The 18,343-nt window shown below is 47.2% G+C and carries 19 protein-coding genes and 2 tRNA genes; 18 read left to right on the top strand and 3 right to left on the bottom strand.

Features of this window, described 5'->3' with window-relative positions:
• Nucleotides 1-28: 28 nt before the first annotated feature.
• From fabD to nagZ, 13 genes are all read left to right on the top strand, one after another.
• Entirely contained in the window at nucleotides 29-964 is a 936-nt protein-coding gene (fabD, locus tag C2747_RS07765; RefSeq protein ID WP_215331009.1) for an ACP S-malonyltransferase, read from the top strand.
• 44 nt (nucleotides 965-1,008) lie between these two features.
• A complete protein-coding gene (gene fabG / locus C2747_RS07760) occupies nucleotides 1,009-1,752 on the top strand; it encodes a 3-oxoacyl-ACP reductase FabG (protein ID WP_215331008.1) in 744 nt (247 codons plus the stop codon).
• 102 nt (nucleotides 1,753-1,854) lie between these two features.
• Nucleotides 1,855-2,094 (top strand): acyl carrier protein, encoded by a 240-nt coding sequence (acpP, locus tag C2747_RS07755; RefSeq protein ID WP_046330561.1) that lies wholly within the window; start codon nucleotides 1,855-1,857, stop codon nucleotides 2,092-2,094.
• 28 nt (nucleotides 2,095-2,122) lie between these two features.
• The gene (gene fabF, locus C2747_RS07750) at nucleotides 2,123-3,370 is read left to right on the top strand and encodes a beta-ketoacyl-ACP synthase II (RefSeq protein WP_215331007.1); all 1,248 of its coding nucleotides are present in this window, start codon (nucleotides 2,123-2,125) and stop codon (nucleotides 3,368-3,370) included.
• A 72-nt stretch (nucleotides 3,371-3,442) separates the two neighbouring features.
• Entirely contained in the window at nucleotides 3,443-4,891 is a 1,449-nt protein-coding gene (locus tag C2747_RS07745; RefSeq protein ID WP_215331006.1) for a DegQ family serine endoprotease, read from the top strand.
• 144 nt (nucleotides 4,892-5,035) lie between these two features.
• Complete coding sequence (gene lepA / locus C2747_RS07740) at nucleotides 5,036-6,841, top strand: translation elongation factor 4 (protein WP_215331005.1); 1,806 nt, start codon at nucleotides 5,036-5,038, stop codon at nucleotides 6,839-6,841.
• A complete protein-coding gene (gene lepB / locus C2747_RS07735; protein WP_215331004.1) occupies nucleotides 6,841-7,647 on the top strand; it encodes a signal peptidase I in 807 nt (268 codons plus the stop codon). Before lepA ends, lepB begins: the two co-directional genes overlap by 1 nt.
• 4 nt (nucleotides 7,648-7,651) lie before the next feature.
• Nucleotides 7,652-8,443 (top strand): ribonuclease III, encoded by a 792-nt coding sequence (gene rnc / locus C2747_RS07730; protein ID WP_215331003.1) that lies wholly within the window; start codon nucleotides 7,652-7,654, stop codon nucleotides 8,441-8,443.
• A gap of 44 nt (nucleotides 8,444-8,487) precedes the next feature.
• Complete coding sequence (gene era, locus C2747_RS07725; protein ID WP_251374867.1) at nucleotides 8,488-9,381, top strand: GTPase Era; 894 nt, start codon at nucleotides 8,488-8,490, stop codon at nucleotides 9,379-9,381.
• A gap of 6 nt (nucleotides 9,382-9,387) precedes the next feature.
• Entirely contained in the window at nucleotides 9,388-10,122 is a 735-nt protein-coding gene (gene recO / locus C2747_RS07720) for a DNA repair protein RecO (protein WP_215331001.1), read from the top strand.
• Nucleotides 10,123-10,134: 12 nt separating this feature from the next.
• On the top strand, nucleotides 10,135-10,878 hold the full coding sequence (pdxJ, locus tag C2747_RS07715; protein ID WP_215331000.1) for a pyridoxine 5'-phosphate synthase: 744 nt from the start codon (nucleotides 10,135-10,137) through the stop codon (nucleotides 10,876-10,878).
• A 15-nt stretch (nucleotides 10,879-10,893) separates the two neighbouring features.
• Nucleotides 10,894-11,286 (top strand): holo-ACP synthase, encoded by a 393-nt coding sequence (gene acpS / locus C2747_RS07710; RefSeq protein WP_215330999.1) that lies wholly within the window; start codon nucleotides 10,894-10,896, stop codon nucleotides 11,284-11,286.
• 44 nt (nucleotides 11,287-11,330) lie between these two features.
• The gene (gene nagZ, locus C2747_RS07705; RefSeq protein WP_251374735.1) at nucleotides 11,331-12,419 is read left to right on the top strand and encodes a beta-N-acetylhexosaminidase; all 1,089 of its coding nucleotides are present in this window, start codon (nucleotides 11,331-11,333) and stop codon (nucleotides 12,417-12,419) included.
• A gap of 49 nt (nucleotides 12,420-12,468) precedes the next feature.
• Here nagZ and efp read toward each other — a convergent pair whose 3' ends face one another.
• Together efp and earP are read right to left on the bottom strand one after the other, a co-directional pair.
• Nucleotides 12,469-13,029 (bottom strand): elongation factor P, encoded by a 561-nt coding sequence (gene efp / locus C2747_RS07700; protein ID WP_215304765.1) that lies wholly within the window; start codon nucleotides 13,027-13,029, stop codon nucleotides 12,469-12,471.
• 86 nt (nucleotides 13,030-13,115) lie between these two features.
• Entirely contained in the window at nucleotides 13,116-14,195 is a 1,080-nt protein-coding gene (earP, locus tag C2747_RS07695) for an elongation factor P maturation arginine rhamnosyltransferase EarP (RefSeq protein WP_215330998.1), read from the bottom strand.
• Here earP and uvrC point away from each other — a divergent pair.
• From uvrC to C2747_RS07670, 5 genes are all read left to right on the top strand, one after another.
• The gene (gene uvrC / locus C2747_RS07690; protein WP_215330997.1) at nucleotides 14,194-16,134 is read left to right on the top strand and encodes an excinuclease ABC subunit UvrC; all 1,941 of its coding nucleotides are present in this window, start codon (nucleotides 14,194-14,196) and stop codon (nucleotides 16,132-16,134) included. The two genes, earP and uvrC, sit on opposite strands and share 2 nt — an antisense overlap.
• A gap of 36 nt (nucleotides 16,135-16,170) precedes the next feature.
• Nucleotides 16,171-16,746 (top strand): CDP-diacylglycerol--glycerol-3-phosphate 3-phosphatidyltransferase, encoded by a 576-nt coding sequence (gene pgsA, locus C2747_RS07685; protein ID WP_215330996.1) that lies wholly within the window; start codon nucleotides 16,171-16,173, stop codon nucleotides 16,744-16,746.
• Between the two features lie 117 nt (nucleotides 16,747-16,863).
• Nucleotides 16,864-16,939 (top strand) — tRNA-Gly (locus tag C2747_RS07680).
• Between the two features lie 50 nt (nucleotides 16,940-16,989).
• Nucleotides 16,990-17,063, top strand: a tRNA-Cys gene (locus C2747_RS07675).
• A gap of 30 nt (nucleotides 17,064-17,093) precedes the next feature.
• The gene (locus tag C2747_RS07670) at nucleotides 17,094-17,555 is read left to right on the top strand and encodes a hypothetical protein (protein WP_215330995.1); all 462 of its coding nucleotides are present in this window, start codon (nucleotides 17,094-17,096) and stop codon (nucleotides 17,553-17,555) included.
• Between the two features lie 67 nt (nucleotides 17,556-17,622).
• On the opposite strand, the gene lexA is transcribed toward C2747_RS07670, so the two are convergent.
• A complete protein-coding gene (lexA, locus tag C2747_RS07665) occupies nucleotides 17,623-18,342 on the bottom strand; it encodes a transcriptional repressor LexA (RefSeq protein WP_215330994.1) in 720 nt (239 codons plus the stop codon).
• Nucleotide 18,343 lies beyond the last annotated feature (1 nt).

Genomic DNA, 18,343 nt, shown 5'->3' with positions numbered 1-18,343 from the left:
TTAAAACTATTATTTAGCGATTATTCCTATGACATTTGCATTTGTATTCCCTGGCCAAGGCTCCCAATCTGTTGGGATGCTCAACACCATTGCAAATCGCCCTGAAGTCCGCGCGACTTTGCAGGAAGCTTCAGAAGCTTTGGGTGAAGATGTTGCAAAACTGATTGCTGAAGGCTCGGCTGAAGAATTGTCTTTAACAACCAATACACAACCCGTGATGCTGACTGCAGCGATTGCGTTTTATCGCGCTTGGTTAGCTTCGGGCGGCGCCGTTCCCAAGATGATGGCTGGCCATAGCTTGGGTGAATACTCTGCTTTAGTTGCTGCTGGCGTAATCGCTTTTAAAGATGCTGTGCCTTTGGTGCGTTTTCGTGCTGAAGCGATGCAGACAGCTGTTCCGGTAGGTACTGGCGGTATGGCCGCCATCTTGGGTTTGGATGATGCGATCGTGAAGACGGTTTGTGCTGAGGCTGCTGCAACCTCTGGTGGTGTAGTGGAGGCAGTGAACTTTAATGCTCCAGGGCAAGTGGTGATCGCTGGCGGTAGTGATGCAGTAACCAAGGCTTGTGAGTTACTCAAGGCAGCTGGCGCAAAACGTGCTTTGCCATTGCCCGTATCTGCACCGTTCCATTCATCTTTACTACAACCTGCTTCTGAAAAGCTCAAAGGCTACTTGGCTGATATTGAATTTAAGGTGCCTACTATTTCTGTAGTCAATAACGTGGATGTCAATGTATTAAATGATCCAGCAGCTATTAAGGATGCCTTAGTGCGTCAAGCTGCCAAGCCTGTGCGTTGGCAAGAGACTATCAATGCGATGGCACAGCAGGGAATTACTCAAGTAGTGGAGTGCGGTCCCGGTAAGGTATTGGCTGGACTAACAAAGCGTATTAATGAGAATGTCGTTGGACTGCCTATTTTTGATGAAGTCAGTCTCAATGAGGCATTGGCTGCGGTAAAGTAAAAAGAAACAATAAAGAAAAAACAAAGAAACAACGGAAGACAAATATGAATCTCGACTTAAGTGGGCAAATTGCATTAGTGACCGGCGCATCGCGCGGTATTGGCCAAGCCATTGCGGATGAGCTAGTGAAATGTGGTGCCAAGGTGATTGGTACTGCCACTTCTGCAGATGGCGCTAAGGCTATCAACGCCCGTTTACAAGCGAGCGGTGGTCGTGGCGAGGTATTGAATGTGACTGATCCAAAAGCTTGCGAAGACATTATTGATTTGATCGTCAAAGATTTTGGCGGTATTAGTATTTTGGTGAATAACGCAGGCATCACCCGCGATAACCTAGCAATGCGTATGAAAACAGATGAGTGGACCGATGTGATCGATACCAACTTAAGTGCTGTTTTCCGTTTGTCGCAAGCTGTAATGCGCCCCATGATGAAAGCGCGCGCTGGTCGCATTATTAATATCACTTCGATTGTTGGTCATATGGGCAACCCTGGGCAAGCGAATTACGCTGCTGCTAAATCTGGTGTTTCAGGTATGACCCGTGCTTTGGCCCGCGAAATCGGTAGCCGCAATATCACTGTCAATTGTGTGGCTCCCGGCTTTATTGACACAGATATGACCCGTGCTTTGAGTGAAGAGCAGCAAAATGCCCTAAAAGCGAATATTCCTTTGGCGCGTCTGGGTAGCCCAGAAGATGTAGCCCAGGCAGTGGCATTTTTAGCCTCTCCAGCGGCCGGATACATCACTGGAAATACCTTGCATGTCAATGGCGGGCTCTATTTAGCCTAATAACACAGCAGGAATTGATCATTTTTTGGCGGATTTACTAATTTAGCCTGCCAAGCTGATAAAATTCTTTTCATCGTTTTTTTACAACCCTTGGGGGAATTAATGGATAACATCGAACAACGCGTTAAGAAAATCGTCGCTGAGCAATTGGGCGTCGCAGAAGCAGAGATCAAGAATGAATCTTCTTTTGTGAATGACTTGGGCGCAGACTCTCTTGACACTGTTGAATTGGTAATGGCTTTGGAAGATGAATTCGGGATTGAAATTCCGGATGAAGAAGCTGAGAAAATTACTACAGTTCAGCTCGCTATCGATTTTGCTCAGTCAAAAGCTCAGGGTTAATTCCCTAGCTTAGTTAAAAGCTATTACTGTGTCAGTATCAAATGGCCGCCGCCGGGTTGTTGTTACCGGCCTAGGCCTGATTTCACCCGTTGGTAACTCGGTTGATGTAGCTTGGTCTAATTTGCTCGCGGGCAAATCAGGCATTGCTACCATCACCAAGTTTGACCACACTCCGCTCAGCGTGCACTTTGCTGGTGAGGTGAAAGATTTCAATGTCGAAGAATATGTTTCTGCCAAAGAGGCGCGCCATATGGATACCTTTATCCATTTTGGTATCGCAGCTGGTACGCAAGCGATTCGCGACAGCGGTTTACAGATCACTGAAGAGAACGCGGAGCGTGTAGGCGTCATGGTTGGCTCAGGCATTGGCGGTTTGCCGATGATTGAAGAGACCGGCGCTGAATTGTTAGCTCGTGGTCCTCGTCGTATCTCCCCATTCTTTGTGCCAGGCTCAATCATTAATATGATTTCTGGTCATCTCAGTATCTTGTTTGGTCTTAAAGGTCCAAACGTAGCTGCAGTGACAGCTTGCACTACTGGTTTGCATAGCATTGGATTGGCGGCCCGCTTAATTCAGTATGGCGATGCTGATGTGATGGTTGCTGGTGGGGCTGAATCCACTATCTCTGCATTGGGCGTTGGCGGCTTCGCTTCAGCTCGTGCACTATCTACTCGCAACGATGATCCTGCAACAGCTTCACGCCCATGGGACAAAGACCGTGATGGTTTTGTTCTAGGTGAGGGCGCTGGCGTTATCGTGCTCGAAGAGTACGAGCATGCTAAATCGCGTGGTGCAAAAATTTACTGCGAGCTCTTAGGTTTCGGTATGAGTGGTGATGCGTATCACATGACTGCTCCAAATATGGATGGCCCACGTCGTTGTATGGTCAACGCCATGCGCGATGCCGGTTTAAATCCAGATCAAATTCAATATATCAATGCACACGGTACTTCTACGCCTTTAGGTGATAAGAATGAAACCGGTGCGATTAAAGCTGCCCTTGGCGATCACGCTAAGAAGGCTTTGATTAACTCTACTAAGTCGATGACCGGGCACCTTTTAGGTGGCGCTGGTGGCTTGGAGTCTGTATTTACTATTCTGGCGCTACACAACCAGAAGTCTCCGCCAACAATCAACATCTTCAATCAAGATCCAGAGTGTGATTTGGACTACTGCGCCAATACTGCTCGCGATGTGAAGATTGACCATGCCGTGAAAAACAACTTTGGCTTTGGGGGTACTAACGGTACCTTGATTTTTGGCAAATTGACCTAATATCCTTATTAGGTAGTTTCCTTCCTCTTTTTTCTTTAATTATTGGTTTTTACCAAGCAGGTCTATAGCACTATGAAAAAGTATCTTATTGCGTTCTTAGCTATGTTTAGCTTGGGGCAAATCGCGCTTATCCCTCAGGCCTCTGCCCAGAGTCCACGTGTCTCCATTCCTGACTTTGCTGACTTGGTTGAGCGAGCTAGTCCTGCTGTGGTGAACATCCGAACCACTGAAAAAGTAATGCAGCAACAAGCTCAGGGCGGTATTCCGGGAATGCCTGAGGATCAGGCCGAGTTCTTCCGTCGCTTCTTTGGCGTGCCTATGCCAGGATTGCCTGGCGGACCTAAGCAAGCGCAACCTAATCCCGGCAAGCCTCAAGAGGCTGATCGCGGCGTAGGCTCTGGCTTCATTATTGAATCCAATGGTTTGATTTTGACGAATGCCCACGTTGTCGAGGGCGCGAATACCATCTACGTCACCTTGACAGACAAACGCGAGTTCAAAGCCAAGTTATTGGGTATGGATAAGCGAACCGATATGGCGGTTGTCAAAATCGAGGCACGTGATTTGCCTAAGTTGCCACTAGGCGACTCTTCAAGAGTGAGGGTGGGAGAATGGGTGTTAGCAATTGGCTCCCCATTTGGTCTAGAAAACACCGTGACTGCTGGCATCGTGTCTGCCAAGAGCCGTGACACTGGGGATTACTTACCTTTCATTCAGACTGACGTCGCTGTGAATCCTGGGAACTCGGGTGGACCGCTATTAAATACTGCCGGACAAGTGATTGGCATTAACTCGCAAATCTTTAGTCGCTCTGGCGGATATATGGGCATCTCTTTTGCTATCCCAATCGATGAAGCGATGCGGGTTGCAGACCAGTTGCGTACCAATGGAAAAATGACTCGTGGCCGTATTGGCGTCGCTTTAGGTGAAATGACTAAAGAGATTGCAGAGAGCTTGGGTCTAGGTAAACCTCGTGGCGCCTTCGTTCGTAATGTTGAGCCAGGCGGCCCAGCGGCGGCGGGCGGCATTGAGTCTGGGGACGTGATTCTGAGCTTTAATGGCCGTGATATTGGTAAATCGACTGATTTGCCAAGAGCTGTTGGGGAAACCAAGCCAGGAACCAGTGCTAACGTACAGGTTTGGCGTAAAGGCTCAACTAAGGACTTGATGGTCTCTGTAGTGGATACGGAAGCAGGTCAAGCTGTCGTGAAGAAGTCGGATAACTCAGGTTCATCTGGTGGAAATGCCAATTCTCTTGGGGTGGCAGTTTCGGAGCTCTCAGATAGTAAGAAAAAGGAGCTCAATATTCGCGGAGGTGTTGAAGTTACCGGTTTAGGAGATGGCCCCCTAGCGCGTTCAGGAGTGCGACCTGGGGATGTCATCATCCGAATTGCCGATGCCGATATCACTGGGGTAAAGCAGTTTGAGGGTCTTGTAAAGGGTTTGGACGCCAATAAGTCGGTTCCGGTCTTTGTTCGTCGGGCTGATAGCACTCTGATTATTCCGGTAAGGCCAAAATAAGCCAAAACCTTGTTTTTTGGATGAAATAAGCGGGTTTGGCGCTAATTTAGCGCCACCCATTACAATCACCCTAAGATGACTTTTTGCAGCGCATCATCGTGGTGCGTTCTGACAAGGCGTTTTTTGAAGACTACACAAGACGCTATGGACTTAATCCGCAATTTTTCTATCATCGCCCATATTGATCACGGCAAATCAACGCTTGCTGATCGCATTATTCAACTCTGTGGCGGTCTTACTGATCGTGAAATGGAAGCCCAGGTTCTGGATTCGATGGATATCGAGCGTGAGCGTGGCATCACGATTAAGGCCCAAACAGCAGCGCTAACTTATAAATCCAAAGATGGCAAAACCTACAACATCAATTTGATTGATACACCTGGGCACGTCGACTTCTCCTATGAGGTTAGTCGCTCCTTATCAGCATGCGAAGGTGCATTGCTAGTGGTTGATGCCAGTCAAGGTGTTGAAGCCCAAACAGTCGCTAACTGCTACATGGCTCTAGAGTTGGGTGTTGAAGTGGTGCCCGTCCTCAATAAGATTGATTTGCCACAGGCTGATCCTGAGCGCGCTAAACAAGAAATTGAAGATGTCATTGGTATTGATGCATCTGAAGCAGTGACCTGTTCAGCCAAAACGGGGTTAGGTGTGCAGGATGTTATCGAAGAAATGATTGCACGCGTACCTCCGCCAAAAGGTAGTGCAACAGATCCATTACAAGCATTGATTATCGATTCGTGGTTTGATAACTATGTTGGTGTGGTGATGTTGGTGCGTGTTGTGAATGGCACCTTAAAGCCAAAAGAAAAAATTACTCTGATGTCTAATGGCTCAAGTCATTTAGTCGAGCACGTTGGTGTGTTTAGTCCAAAGTCGGTGGATCGCCCAGAGTTGTCTGCTGGTCAAGTGGGCTTCGTGATTGCCGGCATTAAAGAATTAAAAGCTGCTAAGGTGGGTGATACGGTTACGCATACCCCAGGACAGCAAGGCCGAACTCCTGCAACAGCACCACTTCCAGGTTTTAAGGAGGTCAAGCCTCAGGTCTTTGCTGGATTGTACCCAGTAGAGTCGAGTGAATACGATCAACTCCGTGAGTCTTTGGAGAAGCTGCAGTTAAATGATGCCTCGCTCTTGTATGAGCCTGAGGTGTCGCAAGCGCTTGGTTTTGGATTCCGTTGTGGCTTCTTGGGTCTACTCCATATGGAGATCGTACAAGAGCGCTTAGAGCGTCAGTACGGTATGAACCTCATCACAACCGCACCAACAGTGGTGTATCAGGTGGAGCAATCTGACGGCAGTATCTTGTCAGTAGATAACCCATCAAAGATGCCCGAGGCTAGCAAGATCAATACGATTCTTGAGCCGATCGTGACAGTCAATTTGTATATGCCCCAAGAGTACGTGGGCGCGATTATTACCCTGTGCGTTGGTAAGCGCGGTATTCAGATGGATATGAATTATCTTGGTCGTCAAGTGAAGCTCACCTATGAGTTACCGATGGCGGAGATTGTTTTAGATTTCTTCGACAAAATGAAATCCATCTCTCGTGGCTATGCATCTATGGATTACGAGTTTAAGGAATATCGTCCAGCCGATGTAGTTAAAGTTGACATCCTCATTAATAGCGAACGAGTTGACGCCCTGTCGGTGATCGTTCATCGCAGCAATAGCCAACATCGTGGTCGTGAAGTAGTTGCCAAGATGCGCGGCATTATTCCGCGTCAAATGTTTGATGTGGCTATTCAGGCAGCTATTGGTAGCAACATCGTTGCTCGTGAAAACGTCAAGGCATTGCGTAAGAATGTATTGGCTAAATGTTACGGTGGTGATATTTCCCGTAAGCGTAAGTTATTAGAGAAGCAAAAAGAAGGTAAGAAACGCATGAAGCAGGTAGGTAACGTAGAGATTCCACAGGAAGCCTTCTTAGCCATTTTGCAGGTAGATGACTAATGAACTTTGCTCTTATCCTCTTTATCTTGGTAGTGGTCTCTGGTGTTGCTTGGATTGCTGACCGCTATTACTTTGCTCCGCAAAGACGCAAGGTCGGCATCGATCGTATGCCATTGTGGCTGGAATATACGGCGGGCTTCTTTCCGGTAATTTGTGCAGTGTTTGTATTGCGTTCATTTATTGTGGAGCCTTTCAAAATTCCTTCGGGCTCGATGATTCCAACTCTACAGATTGGTGACTTTATTCTGGTGAATAAATTTACTTATGGGATTCGTCTGCCGGTGATTAATCAGAAAGTTGTCGATCTAGGCTCTCCTAAGCGTGGTGATGTTGTGGTATTTCGCTATCCCCGCGATGAATCTATTGACTATATCAAGCGCGTTGTAGCTTTGCCAGGTGACACCATCACTTATCAAGACAAGCGTTTAACAGTAAATGGTCAGCCATTGCAATACAGTGGCGGCGAGTCTTACCTAGATCCTGAAAACATGCGTTACGCCAAGCGATTTGCAGAATCCTTCCCCGCAGACTTGGGTGGCAACAAGCATGAGATTTTGAATGATCCTGATCGTCCTGCCGGTATGTTTCCTGCAGAGCGTTTTCCTGGATTTGAAAACTGCCAATACATCAATGCTGGACTTACCTGTACTGTTCCTGCAGGGCATTACTTTGCCATGGGTGATAACCGCGATAACAGCGCTGATTCTCGTTACTGGGGATTTGTGCCGGATAAGAATATTGTTGGTAGAGCATTCTTTGTTTGGTTGAACCTCGGAAATCTTGGCCGTATTGGCAGCTTCGAATAAAGTTATGAACGCCCGCGCCGCCATCGAAACTGCACCGCTGCAAGCGCAACTAGGCTACACGTTTAAAAAACTAGAGTTACTTAATCAAGCTCTAACGCACCGTAGCCACAGCAAGAAAAATAATGAGCGTCTAGAGTTCTTGGGTGATTCCATTCTGAATTGCGTTGTTGCTGAAATGCTCTATGAGCGTTATTCCGATTTAGATGAAGGCGATCTTTCTCGCGTACGAGCTAACTTAGTTAAGCAACAAGCTCTTTATGAGATTGCTCAAACACTATCGCTATCAGACTACCTGCGCTTAGGTGAGGGCGAACTCAAGAGCGGTGGTTTTCGTCGCCCATCTATTTTGGCTGACACTCTTGAAGCTGTGACTGGAGCCATATTTTTAGATGGTGGATTTGATGCTGCCAAGACCTGTTTGCGTAAACTCTATTCCATTATTTTGGCTAATGTTGACCCTAAAACCTTAGGTAAAGACGATAAGACTTTATTGCAAGAGTGTTTACAAAGCTATCAGTTACCACTGCCTACCTATAACGTCACAGGTACTACTGGCGCAGCTCACAATCAGCAGTTTGAAGTTGAATGTCTAATACCAAACCTCAAGGTTGCTGTGAAAGGTGAGGGCGCCTCACGACGTGCAGCAGAGCAAGCGGCAGCAAAGCTAGCACTCATCGCAGCACTGAAGGCCCTGCCGCAGGCTCTGGGTAAGCCCAAAAAGACTCGGTCGGCCAAAAAGAAAGCAGCAAAAAAAGTGGCAACCGAAGAGCAGTTAAATCTTAAGCTGAAGGGCTAATCGTGTTTAGATGCGGCACCATCGCCATCGTTGGCCGTCCCAATATGGGCAAATCAACTCTCTTAAATGCTTTAGTTGGGCAGAAGATCAGTATTACCTCACGCAAAGCACAAACTACACGCCATCGTATTTTAGGTATTCAGAATCGCGAAGAAGCGCAATTCATCTTCATCGATACACCGGGCTTTCAGACTCGTTTAATCAATACCTTAAATAAGGCCCTGAACCGCACGGTAACTACGGCTCTGCAAGATGTGAATGTCGCTTGCTTTGTAGTCGAGGCTGGCTACTTTGGTGAGGATGACAAGAAGGTTTTGAAATTACTCCCACATGACTTGCCTGTTGTCCTGGTCTTAAATAAATTGGATCTATTTAATAGCCGCTTTCAGACTCCCTCTGAGCGTGATCAGGCCTTACTTAATTTCATGAAAGAAATGAGCCAAGCTTGGTGCGAACTAGGTGGACATGAAGATCAGAAGTGTGAGTTTGCTGAAATCGTCCCAATGAGCGCCAAGAGTCCAGGGGATATTGAAAGATTATTAGACGTACTTGAGGGATATTTGCCTGAAGCGCCGGCAGTCTACGATGGCGATACCATTACCGATCGCAGTGAGCGCTTCTTGGCCGCCGAGATCCTGCGTGAGAAGGTTTTCCGCTTCACTGGTGAGGAGTTGCCTTACACCAGCACAGTAGTGATTGATCAGTTCAAGATGGATGGCAAGATGCGCCGTATTGCAGCAACCATTTTGGTTGATCGCGATAGCCATAAGGCGATGATTATTGGTGCTAAGGGTGAGCGACTCAAGAAGATCTCTACCGACGCACGCATTGATATGGAAAAGCTCTTTGACGGCAAAGTATTTTTAGAGACTTGGGTTAAGGTCAAGCGTGGCTGGGCAGATGATCGTGCTGAATTACGGGCTCAGGGACTAGAGTAAGTAGCTATGGCCTCCATTCGTGTTGCTGACGAACCTGCTTTTGTATTGCACAGCATTCCTTATAAGGAAACTAGCTTAATTCTGGATGTGTTTACACGACAATATGGCCGCATGGCGCTAATTGCTAAAGGCGCTAAGCGTCCCCATTCGGTATTGCGTCCAGTCTTGCAGCGTTTTCAACCGCTATTGGTTTCCTGGAGTGGCAAGTCCGAGCTGCGTACTTTAACGAAATCAGAGTGGGTTGGCGGTACACCCTCTTTGGTAGGCGATGCCTTGCTCTGCGGCTTCTATCTCAATGAGTTGCTAGTCAAATTTCTGGCTCGTGAAGACGACTATGAAAGACTCTACGACCATTACACCGATACGATCTCCGCTTTATCGAATCTTGAATTTCAATCCAAGGGCCTAGAAGAAATCCTACGCCCCTTTGAGTTAACGCTCTTGCAAGAGACCGGCTATGCAGCAGCACTAGACCGCTGTGTTGAAACCAATAGCGCCCCCATATCAAATGAGCAGTACGTTTATCAGCCAGAACGTGGCGTCAGGCCTGCGCAAGGAGACGATCCAGGGCATTGGCCAGTCTTGAGCGGCAAATCCTTGCTAGCTATCGCAGCGGGAGACTTTTCAGATCAAGAGACACTTTCTGAGAGTAAGCAGTTGATGCGCTTCTTGTTGGGTTTACACCTGCAAGATCAAGTGCTCACTACCCGTCAGATTTTGATTGATCTCAAGAAAATCTAGTAATCTATAAATATGAGCAACCCCAACATCCTTGAACTTGGTATCAATATCGATCACGTTGCTACCTTGCGTAATGCACGTGGAACGGTCTACCCCGACCCGCTAAAAGCTGCTCGCTTGGCTGAAGAGGCTGGCGCTGATTTGATTACCTTACATTTACGCGAAGATCGTCGCCATATTAAAGATGCAGATTTATTGGCGCTTCGTCCTTTGATTCAGACGCGTATGAACCTGGAATGCGCTGTCACTCCAGAGATGATTAAGATTGCCTGTCAGGTTCAGCCACAAGATGTTTGCCTTGTTCCTGAGAAGCGTGAAGAGGTCACTACTGAAGGTGGCTTAGATGTCGTAGGTCACTTTGAAGCAGTCAAAGCCGCCACTACACAATTAAAAGCTGCTGGCATCAGAGTCTCGCTATTTATTGATCCAGAAGAGCAGCAAATCCAAGCTGCTAAAGATGTGGGTGCCACAGTAGTCGAATTACATACTGGTCGCTACGCTCATCTAGCTGGTGATCAACAGAAGCAGGAGCTCGAGCGCATCAGAACAGCAGCACAGTTTGGAAAAAGTATTGGCTTGCGTGTCAATGCAGGCCATGGTTTGCACGAGGGCAATGTAATTCCAGTTGCTGGCATTGCCGAGCTATCCGAGCTCAATATTGGTCATGCCATTGTTGCTGAGGCACTCTTTAAGGGTTGGCAAAAAGCAATTACGGATATGAAGGCCCTGATGATTCAGGGTAGGACACACACTTAAAATATTTAATATCACATGATCATTGGCATAGGTACAGACATCTTGCAGATCGAGCGACTTCAAGCTGCTTACGATCGTACCAATGGTCGCCTTGCTGAAAAAATCTTGGGCCCAGATGAGATGTTGGTTTTTAAACATCGCTTAGCCAGAAACCATAAACGGGGCATTGCCTTCTTAGCAACGCGCTTTGCTGCAAAAGAGGCTTTCTCCAAAGCCATTGGCCTGGGCATGAGAATGCCAATGACCTGGAGATCTCTCCAAACATTGAATGAGCCTAGCGGCAAGCCGGTTACCTCCTATCTGGGAGCGCTTGCGCAATTTATGCTGGAAAAAAACTGGGAAGCTCAGGTCACTGTTAGTGATGAGCAAGACATGGCAATAGCCCATGTCATCGTAGTTCAAAAATAAAACAACTCTCAAAAGTAGATAAAACTAAAAATTTCGAGGAATGTATGACTAAGTCGACCATGAAGCCAGGCCCAGTTACTTTAGATGTTGTTGGTCTCGAGTTAAATGCAGAGGATCGTCGTCGCATCTTGCACCCCCTTACCGGTGGCGTGATTTTGTTTGGCAGAAACTTTGCTAATCGCAAGCAGCTCGCCAAACTCACTGCAGAAATTAAAAAACTCCGTTCCGATGTATTAATCTCGATTGATCATGAGGGTGGACGTGTGCAGCGCTGCAGGACTGATGGCTTTACCCATTTGCCTGCTATGCGCAAGCTTGGTGAGCTTTGGGGGGCTAAAAATAAATCAACAGATAAATCAAAACACGCCGCTGAATCAGCCGCCATCGCTATGGCTGCAGCTACCGCCTGTGGATATATCCTCGCTGCCGAGTTAAGAGCTTGCGGCGTGGACTTTAGCTTTACTCCCGTCCTGGATTTAGACTTTGGTCGCAGCGGTGTAATCGGCGATCGCGCCTTTAGTCGTGATCCACAAATCACTTTCGCATTGGCGAAGAGTTTGAACGAAGGCCTGCGACTTGCGGGTATGGCAAATTGCGGAAAGCATTTTCCGGGTCATGGCTGGGCAGAGGCGGATTCTCATGTGGCCATTCCAGTTGATGAGCGTCCATTAGAGATCATTCTGAATGACGATGCTAAGCCTTATGAGTGGTTAGATCTGAGTTTGACTGCAGTAATGCCAGCGCATGTGATTTATCCGAAAGTAGATAAAAATCCTGCAGGATTCTCTAAGGTTTGGTTGCATTCCATTTTGCGTCAAGAGTTGGGCTTTGAAGGTGTGATCTTTAGCGATGACCTTTCTATGGAGGGCGCCAGTGTTGCCGGTTCTGTGGTCAAGGGTGCTGATATGGCACTTGAGGCAGGATGCGATGCAGTATTAATCTGCAATCGCCCAGACCTTGCAGATCAATTGCTCAGTCAATTGAAAGTCTCTAAAGCAAAGCAAGCGGAATCGGCAATTCGATTAAATCGCTTGATGCCAACTGCTACAGCTCCTGCCTGGGCTGAGCTGCAAGATGAGGCTCAATACCAGCATGCCAAAGGCTTACTCAAGCAGCTAAAGCTTATTACCTAGGCAATAAAAAAGCCCGGCGTACCGGGCTTTTGCTTATCGAGCGAGCTAATTAGTTAGCGCGGCTACGATATTCACCAGTACGCGTATCGATCTCGATCTTGTCGCCGGTGTTACAGAACAATGGCACTTGCAATTCATAGCCGGTAGCCAATTTTGCATTCTTCAATACTTTGCCTGAGCTGGTATCGCCTTTAACTGCTGGCTCTGTATAAATGATTTCACGAACCAAAGAGTTTGGCATGGCTACTGAGAGTGCTTTACCTTCGTAGAATACGACTTCGCAAGGCATGCTTTCTTCTAGGTAATGCAGTGCATCACCCATGAATTCAGCTTCCACTTCATATTGGTTGTACTCGGTGTCCATAAATACATACATTGGATCTGCGAAGTAAGAGTAGGTGCAATCTTTCTTATCCAAGATCACCACATCAAACTTGTCATCTGCTTTAAATACGCCTTCATTAGGCGCACCAGTTAACAAGTTCTTAAATTTCATTTTTACAACAGAAGAGTTGCGGCCTGAGCGGCTGTATTCTGCTTTTAAAACGACCATGGCATCAGTGCCGATCATTACTACGTTACCAACGCGGAGTTCTTGTGCTGTTTTCATCTTGCTATTCCTGGGTGCAGAGCTGATTTTCTGCGGTTTTATCAAAAACAAGATTGTAACCGCCCGCAGGCGTATTGCGCCCAAGATCAGGCTACAAAGCTCATTAGACGGGCAGCCAGGCCACCATCGGCTTGTTTTTCAAGTAAATCTGCTCGCCAAGCCTTGGAATGGGTGCTCCATTCATCAATTGATTCATACCACTTGCTGGGCATTGCCCAAGTCATTGCTGCAATGACGGCGTGTTTAAGCTCTTGTGATGCGTCTTCAAGATAGAGGTCTAAAAATGCAGCCAACTTGTTTTCATGGGCGCGATCTTCTTGGGGGTAAATATGCCAGATGAAGGGCTTGCCAGCCAACTGCGCTCGGACAAAAGAATCCTCGCCCCGAACAATATTGAAGTCGCATTGAGAGAGAGCCCAATCGTATTCATCTTGAGAAACAAAGGGAATGGAGATTAACTGAATGGATTCAGGAAGAACAAGCGCCTTGCTTGGTTGACCTGAGCTGAACTGCAATTGCTCAAGTTGGCCATGAGTCAGGACAATGTCGAAGTTTTCATCTAATGTCGCTAGATCTTCCAACCATTTCAGGAGCGGTACACCTGGGTAGCAAAAAACACTAATGCGTTTTGCATTGGGTCGCAATAGCTTCCAGCTTGTCCTGAGGCTCTCGGGAATCAATTGCTCAGTTAGTAATGACTCTAAGGGAATGGGGTCAATCAAAATGCCACCCGCATTAACCTGAAAGCCTGGAAAGAAAAAGTACTTCGGAATACCGTGTGCCTGCGGGGATGCTTTCATATGAAAGTCCACTATCCAGGGCTCTGCAGTTAAATACTCCAAATTAATGATGATGGGTTTTTTGGGGGCAATCAGTAGGCCTGCAAGGTAGCGATCGGGAAGATCGCACCCAAATGCCTCAATCACTACATCGGGGGCCTCAACAGGGTGACGGCTATTGTTATGACTTGCTTCCCAGGGTTGGACGTCGATACGACGCTTGATTTCTGGGTCAACCCCAGAAGCGAGTAAATTAAGGGTTGGGAGATCGTCACAGAAAATGCGCACGTCTTGGCCATGAAGACTTGTTAAGCTTCTTGCTAGGCGCCAGCAAACACCGGCATCACCATAGTTGTCTACGATTTGACAGAAAATATCCCAACGCATGAGCAATTCGCTTTTTGAAACCCTTCAGCAGGATGTTAAACGGCTACCCGGATTGCCGGGGGTATATCGCTTCTTTGATGAGGCGGGACATATTCTGTATGTCGGAAAAGCGCGCAACCTCAAAAAGCGGGTATCTAGTTACTTCCAGCGAACTCAGCTTTCACCACGGATAGAGCTGATGGTGGGAAAAATTGCCCGCTACGAAACTACAGTAACACGCTCAGAAACCGAAGCCTTAATTCTAGAGAACAATTTGATTAAGGAGTTAGCTCCTCCATTTAATATTCTCTTCCGAGATGATAAATCCTATCCCTATGTGATGTTGACGGGGCACCAGTTTCCACGCCTAGCCTCCTATCGAGGAAAAACGGATAAGCGCAATCACTACTTTGGACCATTCCCGAATTCATGGGCGGTGCGTAATAGCGTGCAGATTTTGCAAAAAGTCTTTCGTCTGAGAACTTGTGAAGACTCTGTTTTCAAAAACCGGAGCCGCCCTTGTTTATTGCATCAAATTCATCGTTGTAGCGCACCTTGCGTTGGTCGACTGAACACAGATCAATATGGGCAGGATGTAGCCCAGGCAAAACGTTTCTTAGAGGGTGATCATAGTCGCGTGCTCTCTGAGCTTGAAAAAAAGATGCACGCTTACAGTGATGCTATGGAGTTTGAAATGGCTGCAGTACTAAGAGATCGGATTGCCGATCTTTCTAGCGTCTTGCAGCAGCAGTCAATGGACACCGTTGCTGATGGTGAGGGTGATGTTGATGTCATCGCTGTCGCTCAAATGGAAGGCGTGGTTTGCGTCAATTTAGCAATGATTCGTGGCGGTCGCCATTTGGGTGATCGCGCCTATTTCCCGAAAGGCTTGCGCTCAAGCTCTGGAGAGCTGCCACCCCCCGCAGAAATTTTAGAAGCGTTTATTGCGCAGCATTACTTAGAGGAGAAGTCAGGTGATGGTGAGGCGACTACTAATTTAATTCCACCTGTGTTGATTCTGAATCATCCCTTGAGAAAGTTGGTGGATGATATTGCGGCGCCGGAAGAAAGTGCTGAAGATGGTGCCGAGCAAGTTGCCCCAGAGGGTTTGCATGATTTGCTCAATGCGCAAGCTGGTAAGCGCATTACTTTTCTACACCAACCACAAGGTCAGAGACGACATTGGTTGTCGATGGCTGAGGGTAATGCCAAGATTGCGATAGCGAAGCGTTTGGTCGAGACTGGTGGACAACTAGCAAGAGCACGTGCACTGGCTGATGTCTTGGCCTTAGAGTTGGAAAGTCTTGAGCAGTTACGGATTGAGTGTTTTGACATTAGTCATACCTCTGGTGAGGCTACGCAAGCATCTTGTGTGGTGTACTCCAAAAATGCGATGCAGCCTAGTGAATACCGCCGTTTTAATATTAATGACATTACACCGGGCGATGATTACGCCGCAATGCGTCAGGTCTTGCAGCGCCGTTATGCAAACTTTCAAGAGCTTCCTGTTGAGAAGATGCCACAAGTCATTTTGATTGACGGTGGCAAAGGTCAGGTTGAGATGGCAAGACAAGTGCTCTCTGAATTTGGTATGGATATCAGCTTGATAGTTGGTGTTGCTAAAGGGGAGGGTCGTAAGGTCGGTCTTGAGGCACTCATTTTTGCGGACGGGCGGAAATCGCTCGAACTCGGCATTGATAGCGCGGCTTTGTTATTGGTAGCGCAAATCCGTGATGAGGCACATCGCTTTGCCATTACTGGCATGCGTGCCAAACGAGCAAAGGCGAGGACAGTTTCTCAGTTGGAAGAGATTGAGGGTATCGGAGCGAAACGTCGTCAAAAATTACTCGCCCGTTTTGGGGGTTTGCGTGGCGTTTCTAATGCCACCATCGAAGAGCTCTCCAGTGTTGAGGGAATATCCAATGCATTGGCAGAGCAAATCTATAAGCAACTCCATTGATTGCCCAGCTCACTCGCATTGGTTTATGCTTAAGCTATGCCGTTTAACTTACCTATTGCCCTGACCTGGTTGCGCGTTGCCGCAATCCCGCTTGTCGTCGCAGTGTTCTACTTACCCAATAGCTGGCTAACTCCTTTTGAAAAGAATCTCACAGCCACAGTAATTTTTGTTTTTGCGGCAGTAACTGACTGGTTAGATGGTTACTTGGCTCGAAAAATGAAACAAGAGTCGGCGTTTGGTCAATTCTTAGACCCGGTAGCAGACAAGTTGATTGTTGCTGCTGCATTATTGGTTCTTCTCAATATGGACCGTGTGCAGGTTTGGGTTGCCCTCATCATTATTGGGCGTGAAATTACTATCTCAGCACTAAGAGAGTGGATGGCGCTCTTGGGTGCCGGAAAAAGTGTTGCTGTGCATATGGTCGGCAAACTCAAGACCACGGCCCAACTTGTAGCGATTCCATTTTTATTGTTGAACGACACCATATTTGGTTGGCTCAATTGCGCGCAAGTGGGTACTTGGTTAATCTGGATTGCATCCTTTTTGACACTTTGGTCTATGTTCTATTACATGAAAAAGGCTTTGCCTCAGCTAGTCGAAAAAGCTAAGTAATGTCCACAAACCTATGTCTGATAAGGGCTTGGTGTAAACATTAGCCTCACTGGTAAATAGTTTTACTCATGAATAATGCGTTCTACCAAATTGTTTGCTAAACTGTTGCCCTGTTATGCGGGAATAGCTCAGCTGGTAGAGCGATACCTTGCCAAGGTATAGGTCGGGAGTTCGAACCTCCTTTCCCGCTCCAAGTTCGATGGGAAGCCCTAAAAAAGCTTCCCATTTTTGATTCAAGCATATGGCGCGTTGGCCGAGTGGTTAGGCAGGAGCCTGCAAAGCTTCGTACGGGGGTTCGATTCCCTCACGCGCCTCCAGTAATGTAGATTGATTACCAGGGCAAGAAGATGATCCAACTTAAACAAGTTCAGCAACTTTCATTGGCCATAGCGCTATCAATGCTACTAGCAGCGTGCGCCTCTTCTGGCGACTCTCCAACAGGTACGCCTAATGAAGTTCAGGAAATTCAATCCCAGCTCTTGGGAGATATGCCATTACCTGCTGCATCCAAAATCATCGGTTCAGATTCTTTAATCATTGGTCGAGGTGATAACTGGGTGGGGCGCGTAGTTTTATCTGGCGTGCAAACCCCAACAGATATTTATGCATTCTTCCAAGCCGAGTATCCCAAGGCGGGCTGGACTACCGTGAGTGCAGTGAAATCAAAAACCAGTATTTTGGTTTTCACTAAAGGTGATCGCACCTCAACCGTAGAATTAAATGAAGGTCCATTCACTGGCCCAAAGACAATCATCACTATTACTGCATCCCCTAAGAACGCAAACGTAGTTGCGCCAACTAAGAAATAAAAATAGTTACATTTGCGAGCAATAGAAAAAGGCCTCTATCGAGGCCTTTTGTTTAGTAGCGCAAGGTTTACAGTCCGCCAGCCCTAATGAGACCAACTGCTTGACCTTCAATTGCAAAGTTCGGTTGACGTTTATCTACCAAAATATTTTTGAAGTCTGGGTTCTCGGCTTGTAATTCAATCACCATGCCATCTGCAGTTTTCTTTTGGTTCCAGCGTTTTACTGTCACCTCATCATCTAAGCGCGCAACAACAATATCGCCGTTACGGACCTCGGAGGTTTTTCGCACTGCGAGATAGTCGCCATCCAAAATACCAGCATCGCGCATGCTCATGCCAACCACCTTGAGTAAGTAGTCAGCACCTTTGCTAAACAAGCTTGGATCAATTGGCACTTGTTTTTCAATATGCTCAACAGCCATGATTGGAGAGCCCGCTGCAACACGACCAATGAGTGGCAGTGTCAGTTGCTGAAGAGCGCCAGAAGGTAATGACATCTGACGATATCTATTGGGATTGTGTGTCTGATTAAATCGTTGCGGAATACGAATGCCGCGGGACGTTCCCGGTGTCAGTTCGATATACCCTTTTTTTGCTAATGCACGTAAGTGCTCTTCAGCAGCGTTGGCAGAAGCAAAGCCCAGTTGCGTCGCAATTTCAGCGCGCGTAGGAGGCGAACCACTTTCATCGATGGCCTTGGTAATCAATTCCAAAATCTCACTTTGACGTGAGGTGAGTTTGGGGAGGGCAGTCAGCTCCTCTGGAAAATCGACTGTATTTATATCCATA

Origin of the sequence: Polynucleobacter corsicus (genome assembly GCF_018688255.1) — a bacterium.
Taxonomy (GTDB): domain Bacteria; phylum Pseudomonadota; class Gammaproteobacteria; order Burkholderiales; family Burkholderiaceae; genus Polynucleobacter; species Polynucleobacter corsicus.
Note: the sequence above shows the minus strand (reverse complement) of the source record. Positions and strands in the feature narration are given on the sequence as shown.

What these genes read in the sequence shown, in the direction of transcription:
- fabD (WP_215331009.1), top strand. Translation starts at nt 29, where the DNA reads ATGACATTTGCATTTGTATTCCCTGGCCAAGGCTCCCAATCTGTTGGG.
- fabG (WP_215331008.1), top strand. Translation starts at nt 1,009, where the DNA reads ATGAATCTCGACTTAAGTGGGCAAATTGCATTAGTGACCGGCGCATCG.
- acpP (WP_046330561.1), top strand. Translation starts at nt 1,855, where the DNA reads ATGGATAACATCGAACAACGCGTTAAGAAAATCGTCGCTGAGCAATTG.
- C2747_RS07745 (WP_215331006.1), top strand. Translation starts at nt 3,443, where the DNA reads ATGAAAAAGTATCTTATTGCGTTCTTAGCTATGTTTAGCTTGGGGCAA.
- lepA (WP_215331005.1), top strand. Translation starts at nt 5,036, where the DNA reads ATGGACTTAATCCGCAATTTTTCTATCATCGCCCATATTGATCACGGC.
- lepB (WP_215331004.1), top strand. Translation starts at nt 6,841, where the DNA reads ATGAACTTTGCTCTTATCCTCTTTATCTTGGTAGTGGTCTCTGGTGTT.
- rnc (WP_215331003.1), top strand. Translation starts at nt 7,652, where the DNA reads ATGAACGCCCGCGCCGCCATCGAAACTGCACCGCTGCAAGCGCAACTA.
- era (WP_251374867.1), top strand. Translation starts at nt 8,488, where the DNA reads ATGGGCAAATCAACTCTCTTAAATGCTTTAGTTGGGCAGAAGATCAGT.
- recO (WP_215331001.1), top strand. Translation starts at nt 9,388, where the DNA reads ATGGCCTCCATTCGTGTTGCTGACGAACCTGCTTTTGTATTGCACAGC.
- pdxJ (WP_215331000.1), top strand. Translation starts at nt 10,135, where the DNA reads ATGAGCAACCCCAACATCCTTGAACTTGGTATCAATATCGATCACGTT.
- acpS (WP_215330999.1), top strand. Translation starts at nt 10,894, where the DNA reads ATGATCATTGGCATAGGTACAGACATCTTGCAGATCGAGCGACTTCAA.
- nagZ (WP_251374735.1), top strand. Translation starts at nt 11,331, where the DNA reads ATGACTAAGTCGACCATGAAGCCAGGCCCAGTTACTTTAGATGTTGTT.
- efp (WP_215304765.1), bottom strand. Translation starts at nt 13,029, where the DNA reads ATGAAAACAGCACAAGAACTCCGCGTTGGTAACGTAGTAATGATCGGC.
- uvrC (WP_215330997.1), top strand. Translation starts at nt 14,194, where the DNA reads ATGAGCAATTCGCTTTTTGAAACCCTTCAGCAGGATGTTAAACGGCTA.
- earP (WP_215330998.1), bottom strand. Translation starts at nt 14,195, where the DNA reads ATGCGTTGGGATATTTTCTGTCAAATCGTAGACAACTATGGTGATGCC.
- pgsA (WP_215330996.1), top strand. Translation starts at nt 16,171, where the DNA reads ATGCCGTTTAACTTACCTATTGCCCTGACCTGGTTGCGCGTTGCCGCA.
- C2747_RS07670 (WP_215330995.1), top strand. Translation starts at nt 17,094, where the DNA reads ATGATCCAACTTAAACAAGTTCAGCAACTTTCATTGGCCATAGCGCTA.
- lexA (WP_215330994.1), bottom strand. Translation starts at nt 18,342, where the DNA reads ATGGATATAAATACAGTCGATTTTCCAGAGGAGCTGACTGCCCTCCCC.